At 66.3% G+C, this 12,213-nt stretch carries 8 protein-coding genes and 1 pseudogene; 8 read left to right on the top strand and 1 reads right to left on the bottom strand.

What is annotated here, in order from left to right; genetic code table 11:
• Positions 1 to 23 precede the first annotated feature (23 nt).
• The 6 genes and pseudogenes from murC to lpxC all read left to right on the top strand — a co-directional run bounded on the left by murC (position 24) and on the right by lpxC (position 7,126).
• Positions 24 to 1,469 (top strand): UDP-N-acetylmuramate--L-alanine ligase, encoded by a 1,446-nt coding sequence (murC, locus tag IEQ11_RS19640; protein ID WP_057922453.1) that lies wholly within the window; start codon positions 24 to 26, stop codon positions 1,467 to 1,469.
• Positions 1,466 to 2,443, top strand: a complete 978-nt coding sequence (locus IEQ11_RS19635) for a D-alanine--D-alanine ligase (RefSeq protein WP_046657795.1) — start codon at positions 1,466 to 1,468, stop codon at positions 2,441 to 2,443. Before murC ends, IEQ11_RS19635 begins: the two co-directional genes overlap by 4 nt.
• Positions 2,440 to 3,120, top strand: a pseudogene (locus IEQ11_RS19630) (cell division protein FtsQ/DivIB); the annotation flags it as partial. The gene IEQ11_RS19635 and the pseudogene IEQ11_RS19630, both read left to right, overlap by 4 nt.
• Positions 3,121 to 3,176: 56 nt before the next feature.
• On the top strand, positions 3,177 to 4,412 hold the full coding sequence (gene ftsA / locus IEQ11_RS19625) for a cell division protein FtsA (protein WP_036104607.1): 1,236 nt from the start codon (positions 3,177 to 3,179) through the stop codon (positions 4,410 to 4,412).
• A gap of 206 nt (positions 4,413 to 4,618) precedes the next feature.
• Positions 4,619 to 5,839, top strand: a complete 1,221-nt coding sequence (ftsZ, locus tag IEQ11_RS19620; protein WP_036104606.1) for a cell division protein FtsZ — start codon at positions 4,619 to 4,621, stop codon at positions 5,837 to 5,839.
• Positions 5,840 to 6,217: 378 nt separating this feature from the next.
• Complete coding sequence (gene lpxC, locus IEQ11_RS19615; RefSeq protein ID WP_036104603.1) at positions 6,218 to 7,126, top strand: UDP-3-O-acyl-N-acetylglucosamine deacetylase; 909 nt, start codon at positions 6,218 to 6,220, stop codon at positions 7,124 to 7,126.
• A 340-nt stretch (positions 7,127 to 7,466) separates the two neighbouring features.
• Here the strand turns inward: lpxC and IEQ11_RS19610 are convergent, their stop codons facing one another.
• On the bottom strand, positions 7,467 to 7,922 hold the full coding sequence (locus IEQ11_RS19610; protein ID WP_096415560.1) for a DciA family protein: 456 nt from the start codon (positions 7,920 to 7,922) through the stop codon (positions 7,467 to 7,469).
• A 7-nt stretch (positions 7,923 to 7,929) separates the two neighbouring features.
• Here IEQ11_RS19610 and IEQ11_RS19605 point away from each other — a divergent pair, with 7 nt between their 5' ends.
• Together IEQ11_RS19605 and secA are read left to right on the top strand one after the other, a co-directional pair.
• Positions 7,930 to 8,841, top strand: coding sequence for a M23 family metallopeptidase (locus IEQ11_RS19605; RefSeq protein ID WP_036104597.1), 912 nt, complete (start codon positions 7,930 to 7,932; stop codon positions 8,839 to 8,841).
• A 646-nt stretch (positions 8,842 to 9,487) separates the two neighbouring features.
• The gene (secA, locus tag IEQ11_RS19600) at positions 9,488 to 12,208 is read left to right on the top strand and encodes a preprotein translocase subunit SecA (protein WP_191822056.1); all 2,721 of its coding nucleotides are present in this window, start codon (positions 9,488 to 9,490) and stop codon (positions 12,206 to 12,208) included.
• The last annotated feature ends 5 nt before the right edge of the window (positions 12,209 to 12,213 follow it).

The following is a 12,213-nucleotide window of genomic DNA, read 5'->3' as shown; positions in this document are numbered from 1 at the left end:
TCCCGACTCCCGGATTTCAAAGCATGAGCACCGCACTCCGCCGCCGCCTGCAGCACACCGGCGACCTGGCCAAGGCGTTTCCGCGCGTGCATTTCGTCGGCATCGGCGGCACCGGCATGAGCGGCATCGCCGAAGTGATGTGCACGCTCGGCTATCAGGTGTCGGGCTCGGATACCGCCGACAACGCGGTCACCCGTCGCCTGACCGCGATGGGCGCCAACGTGCATCGCGGCCACGCCGCGGCCAACGTGCTCGGCGCCGACTGCGTGGTGGTGTCCAGCGCGATCAAGCGCGACAACCCCGAATTGATGGAAGCGCGCGCGCAGCGCATTCCGGTGGTGCCGCGAGCGGAGATGCTGGCCGAACTGATGCGCTTCCGCCGCGGCATTGCGGTGGCCGGCACCCATGGCAAGACCACGACGACCTCGCTGGCCGCGAGCGTGCTGGCCGAAGGCGGCATCGATCCGACCTTCGTGATCGGCGGCAAGCTGCTCGCGGCCGGCGCGAACGCGGGCCTGGGCGGCGGCCAGTGGCTGGTGGCCGAGGCCGACGAAAGCGACGGCAGCTTCCTGCGCCTGAATCCGCAGATCGCCATCGTCACCAATATCGACGCCGATCACCTGGAAAACTACGGCGGCGATTTCGCCAAGGTCCAGGCCGCGTTCGAGGAATTCCTGCACCGGCTGCCGTTCTACGGGCTGGCGGTGCTGTGCATCGACGACCCGAACGTCGCCAAGCTCGCCGCGGAAACCCCGCGCCATGTGATGACCTACGGCTTCGACGAAACCGCCGATGTGCGCGCCGAAGACGTCAGCCAAGCCGGCGGCGCGATGCATTTCACCCTGTGCCTGCCCGATGCGACTCGCACCGCGGTGACCCTGGCGCTGCCGGGCCGGCACAACGTGCAGAACGCGTTGGCGGCGTGCGCGGTCGCCTGGCAACTAGGCGTGCAGCCCGATGCGATCGCGCGCGCGCTGGAAAAATTCGAAGGCATCGGCCGCCGCTTCAATCTGCTGGCGCAGCTGCACACCGACAAGGGCGCGACCGTGCAACTGGTCGACGACTACGGCCATCACCCGAAGGAACTCGAGGCCGTGTTCGCCGCCGCGCGTGGCGGCTGGCCGGACAAGCGTCTGGTGGTCGCGTTCCAGCCGCATCGCTACAGCCGCACCCGCGATCTGTTCGACGATTTCGCCGCGGTGCTGTCGTCGGTGGATGCGCTGGTGCTGACCGAGGTGTACCCGGCCGGCGAAGCGCCGATCGCCGGCGCCGACGCCAAGTCGCTGGCGCGCGCGATCCGCGCGCGCGGCCGCATCGACCCGGTGGTGGTCGGCGGCGCGGGCGATCTGGCCGGCGTGTTGCCGGATGTATTGAACGACGGCGATCTGCTGTTGCTGATGGGCGCCGGCGATATCGGCGCGGCGGCGCAGCAGTTGGCCAGCCAGGGTTTCCAGGGAGAATCGAAGTGAGTTCGCAGTTTGCCCCGCTCCGCGTCACCGATCCGGCCGTGTTCGGCCGCGTCGCCGTGCTGATGGGCGGCACCAGCGCCGAGCGCGAGGTGTCGCTGGATTCCGGCCGCGGCGTGCTCGAAGCGCTGCGCTCGCGCGGCGTGGACGCGTTCGCGGTCGACGGCATTCCGGCGTTGATCGAAGCCATTCGCGTGGGCAGCGTCGACCGCGTGTTCAACATCCTGCACGGCAATAAGGGCGGCGGCGAAGACGGCGTGCTGCAGGGCGTGCTCGAAGCGTTCGGCGTTCCCTACACCGGCTCGGACGTGCTCGGCTCGGCGCTGGCGATGGACAAGATCCGCACCAAGCAGGTGTGGATGTCGGCCGGCCTGCCGACCCCGCGCTATCGCCGCATCGCCAAGGGCGACGACGTGCATGCCGCGGCGAAGGCGATCGGCCTGCCGGTGATCATCAAGCCGTCCAGCGAAGGCTCCAGCGTCGGCGTGTCGCGCGTGCTCAAGGACGCCGACATCGACGAAGCGGTCGAACTGGCCGCGCGCTATCCCGGCGAAATGCTGATGGAGCAGATGGTGATCGGCGACGAGCTCACCGTCGCGGTGCTGATCAACGGCGAGGGCTACACCGCGCTGCCGTCGATCCGGATCGTGCCCAAGGGCGAGTGGTACGACTACCACGCCAAGTACATCGCCGATGACACCCAGTACCTGTGTCCGGGCCTGGAAGGCGTCGACGAGGCCGAAATCCGGCGCATGGCGATGGAAGCCTTCGTCGCCGCCGGTTGCAAGGGCTGGGGCCGGGTCGACGTGATGCGCGACCGCGACAGCGGCCAGATGTATCTGATCGAGGTCAACACCGCGCCGGGCATGACCAGCCATTCGCTGGTGCCCAAGGCCGCGCGTCAGGTCGGGATCGAATACGACGAGCTGTGCTGGCGCGTGCTCGAGGCGACCGTGCAAGGAGGTGCGACGGCGTGAACGCCATGCTCCGCCTCGTCGGATGGTTGCTTGCGCTGGCCTTGGTCGCGCTGCCGGTCGTCGCCGTGCTCAACGGCTGGATCGGCGCGAACCAATGGCCGCTCAAGCGCCTGCGCGTGACCGGCGAGTTCGAGCGGGTGGATGCGACGGCGTTGCGCAAGACCTTGCTGCCGTATGCGCAGCGCGGTTTCTTCGCGGTCGATCTGGCGTCGGCGCAGGTCGCGGTCGCCAAGCTGCCGTGGGTCGGCCATGCCGAAGTGCGCAAGCGCTGGCCCGACGTGCTGGAAGTGACCGTGATCGAGCACAAGCCGTTCGCGCGCTGGGGCCAGGATCGTTTGTTGTCGGAGCAGGGACGTCTGTTTCCGACCGCCAACATCCAGGTGCCGGCCAACCTGCCGCAGTTCGCCGGTCCGGAAAGCCGGATCAAGGACGTGGTGGCGCTTTACAACGAGTCGCGCGAGTTGTTCGCGCCGGTGGGTCTGGACGTGCGTCAGGTCGAAGTCGATCAGCGCGGCAGCTGGACTCTCGGCCTGGCCAACGGCGCGCAGATCGTGGTCGGCCGCAACGAGGCGCGCGCGCGTCTGAGCCGCTTCGTCAAGCTGCTGCCGCAGCTGATGGCGCAGCGGGTGCAGGTGCTGGCGCGCGCCGACCTTCGTTACACCAATGGTTTTTCGCTGTCGTGGGCGCCCGTGCAGGCGCCCGCGGCCGCACCGAAGCAGCAGCAAGGACAGTCATGAACCGCAAAGGCGACAAGTCGCTGATCGTTGGCCTCGACATCGGCACCTCCAAGGTGGTGGCGCTGGTGGGCGAGTATTCGCCTGGCAACCCCATCGAGGTGATCGGCATCGGCTCGCACGAATCGCGCGGGCTCAAGCGCGGCGTGGTCGTGGATATCGAATCGACCGTGCAGTCGATCCAGCGCGCGATCGAGGAAGCCGAGCTGATGGCCGGCTGCGAAATCCGCTCGGTCTACGCTTCGATTTCCGGCAATCACATCCAGTGCCGCAACTCGCAGGGCATCGCCCCGATCCGCGACGGCGAGGTCACCTACGGCGATCTCGACCGGGTGCTGGAAGCGGCCAAGGCGGTGGCGATACCGGCCGACCAGAAGATCCTGCACGCGATCCCGCGCGACTACGTGCTCGACGATTCGCAGGAAGGCATCCGCAATCCGGTCGGCATGACCGGCGTGCGCCTGGAGGTGCATGCGCATCTGGTGGTGTGCGCGCAGTCGGCCGCGGCCAACATCAGCAAGTGCGTGCAGCGCTGCGGCTTGCAGGTCGACGATCTGATTCTCGGCGTGCTGGCTTCCAGCAACGCCGTGCTGACCAACGACGAGCGCGAACTGGGCGTGGTGCTGGTCGATATCGGCGCGGGCACCACCGATATTTCGGTGTTCGTGCAGGGCGCGATCGCGCACAGCGCGTCGTTGCCGATCGCCGGCGACAAGGTCACCGAAGACATCGCCCACATGCTGCGCACGCCCACGCCGGAAGCCGAACAGATCAAGGTGCGTTACGCCTGCGCGCTGGCGCAGATGGCGACCGCCGAGGAATCGATCCAGGTGCCCAGCGTCGGCGATCGTCCGCCGCGGCGCATGCCGCGTCACTCGCTGGCGCAGGCGGTGCAGGCGCGCTACGAGGAAATCTTCGAAATGATCCAGGCCGAACTGCGCCGTTCGGGCTTCGAGCATCACGTCCGCGCCGGCATGGTCCTGACCGGCGGCGCGGCCAAGATGGAAGGCGTGGTCGAACTGGCCGAGGAAATGCTGCAGATGCCGGTGCGCGTGGGCATTCCGCAGCACGTCACCGGCCTGGGCGAAGTGGTCGGCAACCCGGTTCACGCCACCGGCGTGGGTCTGTTGCTGATGGGCAGCCAGATCGAAAACCCGCGTCGCCCGGTGATCTCCACCGGCCGCGCCGGCAGTTTCTTCAACAAGATCAAGAACTGGTATCGCGGCGAGTTTTGACGGCCGGGAATCGGGAATTGGGAATCGGGAATCGTAAGAGCAACAGCAACAGCAACAGCAACATGCAACAGCACTGGCAGGTTGTGGCAGCGGTAAAGCAACTAAAACCATAAACGTCGACGAGGACGAGATCGAGATTAGGACGGAACGCTTTTCCGATTCCCCATTCCCGATTCCCGACTCCCGGCACATAAGAGGACGAGAACATGGCACATTTCGAACTGGTTGAAAAAATGGCCCCGAACGCGGTCATCAAGGTCGTTGGCGTGGGCGGCGGCGGCGGCAACGCCGTGGCGCACATGGTCAGCGGTAATGTCGATGGCGTGGAATTCATCACCGCCAATACCGACGCGCAGGCGATCAAGAACTGCGGCGCCAAGCTGCAGCTGCAGCTCGGCAGCAATGTCACCAAGGGCCTGGGCGCCGGCGCGAATCCGGAAGTCGGCCGTCAGGCGGCGCTGGAAGATCGCGAACGCATCATGGACGCGCTGACCGGCGCCGACATGGTGTTCATCACCGCCGGCATGGGCGGCGGCACCGGCACCGGCGCCGCGCCGGTGGTGGCTCAGCTCGCCAAAGAGATGGGCATCCTGACCGTGGCCGTGGTCACCAAGCCGTTCCCGTTCGAAGGCCGCCGCCGCATGCAGGTCGCGCTCAAGGGCATCGAGGAGCTGTCGCACCACTGCGATTCGCTGATCACGATCCCCAACGAGAAGCTGATCACCGTGCTCGGCCGCAACGCGACCATGATCCAGGCCTTCCGCGCCGCCAACGACGTGCTGCTCGGCGCGGTGCAGGGCATCGCCGATCTGATCGTGCGCCCGGGTTTGATCAACGTCGACTTCGCCGACGTGCGCACGGTCATGAGCGAGATGGGTCTGGCGATGATGGGCACCGGTGCCGCGCGCGGCGACGATCGCGCCCAGGCCGCGGCCGAGTCGGCGATCCAGAACCCGCTGCTCGACGACGTCAACCTGGCCGGCGCCAACGGCATCCTGGTCAACATCACCGCCGGCCCGGACTTCACCATGGCCGAGTTCGACGAAGTGGGCCGCACCATCGAAGGCTTCGCTTCCGAGGACGCGACCGTGGTCATCGGCACCGTGCTCGATCCGGACATGCAGGACGAAGTCCGCGTCACCGTGGTCGCCACCGGCCTCAACCGCGTGGCCACCAAGCAGTCGGTGCGCGGTTCGGGTTACGAGCGCGAATCGCAGCGCGCGCCGATCCAGCTGGTGCGCAACGCGACCACCGGTCAGCCCGAGTTCGGCGCGATGGACGACGTCGGCCATGCGCCGATGCCGAGCTTCGGCGGCAGCCTGCGCGGCAGCTCGCGCCAGGAACCGACCGGCCCGGCCGTGGCCGATTTCGGCAGCGACAACAGCTACCTGGATATCCCGGCGTTCCTGCGCCGCCAGGCGGACTGAAAATCAGGAGCGAGTAGGTAGGAGTGAGAAACGAGTAAGAGCCGTTGCTCCTACTCACTGCTCACTCCTCTGAACTCGTTCCTGCTGCAAAGCACCAAGGGCCGGACTCGTCCCCGGCCCGAGGCATCTTGCCCCGGCGTTACGCGCGGGGCTTTGGGCCGGTCGGCCCGACCCGTAAAGGCGGGCCGACCGGTCAGTTTGACGAGCGCTGTTGACAACGGCGGGACGCTGTGTCCTTTTCGTTCAGGTTCAGCAACCCCCGTGCTAATCTTGCGCGGTTTCGTGCCCGTCCCCATTAGCTATCCGTCCGTCCGGACCTGTTCGGCCGTCGGTCGGACAGCCAGCAGAACCAGAACACTCGCGGAAGTCCCCACGACCATGCTGCGTCAGCGCACTCTCAAGAACGTGATCCGCGCCACCGGCGTGGGCCTGCACAGCGGCGACAAGGTGTTCCTCACCCTGCGCCCGGCCCCGGTGGACACCGGCATCGTGTTTCGCCGCACCGACCTCGACCCCGTGGTCGAGATGCCCGCGCGCGCCGATCTGGTTACCGAAACCACCCTGTGCACCGGCCTGACCTACGGCGTCGGCAAGGTCATGACGGTCGAGCATCTGCTCTCGGCCATGGCCGGCCTGGGCATCGACAACTGCATCGTCGAGCTGTCCGCGCCGGAAGTGCCGATCATGGACGGCTCGGCCGGTCCGTTCGTATTCCTGCTGCAGTCCGCCGGCATCGCCGAGCAGGACGCGCCGAAGCGTTTCATCCGCATCAAGCATCCGGTGGAAGTGCGCGAAGGCGACAAGGTCGCGCGTTTCGAGCCGTTCGAGGGCTTCCGCCTGGGCTTCACCGTGGTCTTCGACCATCCGGCGATCCCGGCCTCGCAGTCGCGCGCGGAAGTGCAGTTCTCCACCGAAAACTACATCCGCGAAGTCAGCCGCGCGCGCACCTTCGGTTTCATGCGCGACCTGGAATACATGCGCGAGCGCAACCTCGGCCTGGGCGGCTCGATGGACAACGCGATCGTGCTCGACGAATTCCGCGTGCTCAACGACGACGGCCTGCGTTACGCCGACGAATTCGTCCGTCACAAGATCCTCGATGCGGTCGGCGACCTGTACCTCGCCGGCCACGCCATCATCGGCGCCTACGAGGGCTACAAGTCCGGCCATGCGCTCAACAACAAGCTGGTGCGCGCCCTGCTGGCCGAGCGTTCGGCCTGGGAACTGGTCAGCTACAGCGGCTCCGAGCCGGTTCCGGTCGCTTACGGCGAGCCCGCGCTGGCCTAGGGCCAGCTAAAAACTAGTGCAGAGGAGTGAGGAACGAGTAGGGGCCGCCGGCTTTTTACTCACTCCTCACTCCTGCGCACTCGTTTCTCCAGGTCGCCCCGCGTTCGCCCAACCTGAACGCGCACCCCCAGCGGCCTGTGACGCTTGCCCGGGAAAGTCAGGAACGTTAACTCGATCACACTCGTGAACGGTGCGTGACGGCTTAACTAATTTCTAACGAAACTTTTCCGGAAAGCTAGTGAAGGCTTAACAAAACCCCCGGGTTGGGCCAGTAGGATGCCCCGACCCCGACACTCGGACCCCCGTCGGTACGCATCCCATCATGCGGCCCTACCGAGTGTCAGCCGGCATCGCTGGACCCCGACGGATCGGGTTTCTTCAACGATGCCAGCGCGGCCTGCAGCGACATGAGCGTCGCGGCCGACATGGGTTTGGCCTTCCGTACCGGTGCTGCCACCGGGTTCGGGATCGTCGTCTTGACGACGAATTCGGCCGCGTCCAGTCCGATGGATCGGGCTGCGTCGAGCAGTTCCGGCGCCGCGAGCCGCAGTTTGGCCCGCCACACCGGAGCGTCGACGACAAACACGAGCCTGCCGCGTTCGAAGTTGGCCAGCCGCGCATGCGCGGCGAGCGAAGGCGGCAGGTAGGGGCGTAACCGACGGTCCAGTCCTTCGAGCCACAGCGCTCGTCGGATGGGGTTGTTGCCAGCGGGATCTTCGAGCAAGGCATCCATGGCGATGCGCGGCGTCGAGGACTTTCGCGGCGGCGACTTCGGCTTGGGCTTGTAATCAGACATCGGACACATGACCTATCAATCCATCGTAAACAACACGCGCGCCAGGCTGGATCATCTGCTCCAGCAGGCCGGCCGGATCGGCGCCCGCCGTCCCGCCCTCGCCATGGCGCTGCTGCTCGGCACCGGTGTCGCCGTCGGTGCCGGCGCCGGCCTCGCCGACAACCGCATGCTACGCGCCGAACTGGCCCAGCAACACGCGCAGATCGCCGCCACCAAGCTCGACGCGCAACGCGAGATCAACGCCCTGGCCGCGCGCATGGGCGAATTGCAGGCCGAGGCCAACCGCCTCAATGCGCTCGGCGAACGCCTGACCCGCATCGGCCAGCTGCAGGACGGCGAATTCGATTTCGACAAGCCGGTCGGCGTCGGTGGCGCCGGTCCGGTCCGCGACATGGCCAAGCCCGAGCTCAACGCCGGCATGGACAAGCTCGCCAGCCAGTTCAAGGCCTCCGGCGAACAGCTCTCGGTGCTCGAGTCGCTGCTGTTCAACCGCCAGATCGACATGAACGCGGTGCCTTCGCGCGCCCCGATCGCCAACAGCTACATCACCTCCGGCTTCGGCGGTCGCGCCGATCCGTTCAACGGCGGCGCCGCCTTCCACAAGGGCATCGATTTCGAAGCCGACGTCGGCGACCCGGTCCTGGCCGTGGCCGACGGCGTGGTCAGCTACTCCGGCGTGCGCTCGGGCTACGGCAACGTGGTCGAGATCGATCACGGCAACGGCTACGTGACCCGTTACGCGCACAACTCGCGCCTGCTGATGAAGGTCGGCGAGCTGGTGCGCGCGGGCCAGGAGATCGCCAAGGCCGGTTCCAGCGGCCGTTCCACCGGCGCCCACGTGCATTTCGAGGTCTGGGAAAGCGGCCGGGTGGTCAATCCGGTCAAGTTCCTCAACCAGCAGTCGCCGCTGAAGGGGTGAAACGGGGCGCTCGCGAGCCACTGGCTCGCGCCCTGTTGAGAACGACCGCCGCACTGCGGCGGGCCGGGAACGCACTCCCAATCTCGCCGGCCAGCCGGCGATCCAGCGCACCCATACGCCGCAAAAGCAGCAGCAGGCTAAGCGCCCTCCGCACCGCGGCGGGCCGGGAGCGCACTCCCAATCTCGCTTGCCAGGTGGCGATCCGACGCACCCATACGCCGCAAAAGCAGCAGCGGGCTAGAACGCCCGCTGCCCCGCAGTGCGCCGCGGCCGCGATCCCAAGCTGACCAGCCAGCCGGTGCCCTAGCCGTAGGCTCGTCTGCGGGCCGGCAAGCAAGCGACCTCAACGCCCCGAATCCCGAATCCCGAAACTGTGGAATCGGGCAAAGTCCCACATTCGATCGGCGCACATCCCCCTTGATACCGTTCAGCACGCCCCCCACGCTAGAATGCGTGTGGCCAAAGACCAGGCTCGATCCGATCGGGGGCGCACGGCGCCCCTGATCTCGTTTTGCTGATTTCGTTTTGGGGCAGCGAAGCGAACGGATCGAGCCGGTTGTCTGGATTCCCTGGGAACTTGCCGGCGCCGACGCGCTCTTAAGCGTCCCGCCTGTGCAATCCCCGTTCGCTTTACACGGACCCGTTCATGCTCAACAGCTTGCTTACCCGCGTTTTCGGCAGCCGCAACGATCGCCTGCTGCGTCAACTGCAACGATCCGTCGTCAAGATCAATGCGCTCGAGCCGGAGATGGAAAAACTCTCCGATGCGCAGCTGCAGGCCAAGACTCCGGAGTTCCAGCAGCGCATCGCCGCCGGCGAGACGCTCGACAAGCTGCTGCCGGAGGCGTTCGCGGTCTGCCGCGAAGCGTCCAAGCGTGTGCTCGGCATGCGTCACTACGACGTGCAGCTGATCGGCGGCATGGTCCTGCACCTGGGCAAGATCGCCGAAATGCGCACCGGCGAGGGCAAGACCCTGGTCGGCACGCTGCCGGTGTATCTCAACGCGCTCGAAGGCAAGGGCGTGCACGTGGTCACCGTCAACGATTACCTGGCGCGGCGCGACTCGGCGTGGATGGGCAAGCTGTACAACTGGCTCGGCCTGAGCGTCGGCGTGGTGTACCCGGGCATGCAGCACAGCGACAAGCATGCCGCCTACGCCAGCGACATCACCTACGGCACCAACAACGAATTCGGCTTCGACTACCTGCGCGACAACATGGCGCTGTCGAAGGACGACCGGTTCCAGCGCGGCCTGCATTACGCGATCGTCGACGAAGTCGACTCGATCCTGATCGACGAAGCGCGCACCCCGTTGATCATTTCCGGCCCGGCCGACGAATCGCCTGAGCTGTACATCAAGGTCAACCGCATCGTCCCCTCGCTGACCCGTCAGGAAAAGGAAGACGGCGACGGCGATTACTGGGTCGACGAGAAGGGCAAGCAGGTCTATCTGTCGGAAGCCGGCCAGGAACACGCCGAGGAACTGCTGCGCAAGGCCGGCATCCTGTCGGAAGACGACGATTCGCTGTACGCCGGCCACAACATCTCGGTCGTGCATCACCTCAACGCGGCGCTGCGCGCGCATGCGATCTATCAGCGTGACGTCGATTACATCGTGCGCGACGGCGAAGTGGTGATCGTCGACGAATTCACCGGCCGCACCCTGCAGGGTCGCCGCTGGTCCGACGGCCTGCATCAGGCGGTCGAAGCGAAGGAAGGCGTGCCGGTCCAGCGCGAGAACCAGACGCTGGCCTCGATCACCTTCCAGAACCTGTTCCGCATGTACAAGAAGCTGTCCGGCATGACCGGTACGGCCGACACCGAAGCCTACGAATTCCAGAGCATCTACGGCCTGGAAGTGATCGTGATCCCGACCAACCGGCCGATGCAGCGCAAGGATCACTCCGACCAGGTGTTCCTCAACCGCGCGGGCAAGTACCGCGCGGTGCTCGGCGAGATCAAGGCCGCGCACGAACGCGGTCAGCCGGTGCTGGTCGGCACGACCTCGATCGAAGTGTCGGAGATGCTCAGCCAGCAGCTCACCGAGGCCGGCGTCGCGCACGAAGTGCTCAACGCCAAGCAGCACGAGCGCGAGGCGAACATCATCGCCCAGGCCGGCCGTCCGGGCGCGATCACCATCGCCACCAACATGGCCGGTCGCGGCACCGACATCGTGCTCGGCGGTTCGCTGGAAAGCGAACTGGCCGAACTGGCCGCGCAGAACAACGGCGAGCCGATCGACGAAGTCACCCACAAGCGCCTGAAGGCGGCATGGCAGGAGCGTCACGATGCGGTCAAGGCCTCCGGCGGCCTGCACATCGTCGGCACCGAGCGCCACGAATCGCGCCGCATCGACAATCAGCTGCGCGGCCGCGCCGGCCGTCAGGGCGACCCGGGTTCCTCGCGCTTCTACCTGTCGCTCGAAGACAACCTGATGCGCATCTTCGCGGCCGACTGGGTGCAGCGCGTGATGGCGCGCATGGGCCTGAAGGAAGACGACATCATCGAAAGCCCGCTGGTGACCAAGCAGATCGCCAACGCGCAGCGCAAGGTCGAAGCGCACAACTTCGACATCCGCAAGAACCTGCTGGATTTCGACGACGTCAACAACGACCAGCGCAAGGTGATCTACGGCCAGCGCGACGAGTTGCTGGAAGCCGAAAGCGTCAACGAGAACGTCGAGGGCATCCGCGGCGACGTGGTCGCCGATATGGTCCAGCGCCACGTGCCGGCCAATTCGGTCGACGAGCAGTGGGACCTGCCGGGCCTGGAAGCGACCATCGCCCAGGAATTCAACGTGCAGGTGCCGCTGGTGGAGATGGCGAGCAAGGCCGAGGAACTCGACGCCGAGTCGATCGCCGCCAAGGTCCAGGACGCGGTCGCCGAGCATTTCGCCGCGCGCGAGGTCCAGCTCGGCAGCGAAACCATGCGCATGCTCGAAAAGCACATCATGCTCAACGTGCTCGACCAGAACTGGAAGGAGCATCTGGCGCGCATGGACTACCTGCGCCAGGGCATCCACCTGCGCGGCTATGCGCAGAAGCAGCCCAAGCAGGAATACAAGAAGGAAGCCTTCGAGCTGTTCTCGGAGATGCTCGACAAGGTCAAGCGCGAAGTCGTGACCCTGCTGGCGCGCGTGCGCATCCAGAGCGAAGAGGAAGTCGCCGCCCTGGAAGCGCAGGAGCGCGCCCAGGCCGAAGCGCAGCTGCAGCAGATGCAGTTCCAGCATGCGAGCGCCGGCGGTTTCGGCGCCGACGAGGAAGCCGCGGAAGTGTCCGAGGAAGCCTTCGCCAATGTCGGCCGCAACGATCCTTGCCCCTGCGGCAGCGGCAAGAAGTACAAGCATTGCCATGGGCAGTTGGGCTGAAAGCG

This window comes from Lysobacter capsici, from assembly GCF_014779555.2.
Lineage (GTDB): Bacteria > Pseudomonadota > Gammaproteobacteria > Xanthomonadales > Xanthomonadaceae > Lysobacter > Lysobacter capsici.
The sequence above is the reverse complement of the archived record's forward strand: the minus strand, read 5'-3'. Positions and strand labels throughout refer to the sequence as shown.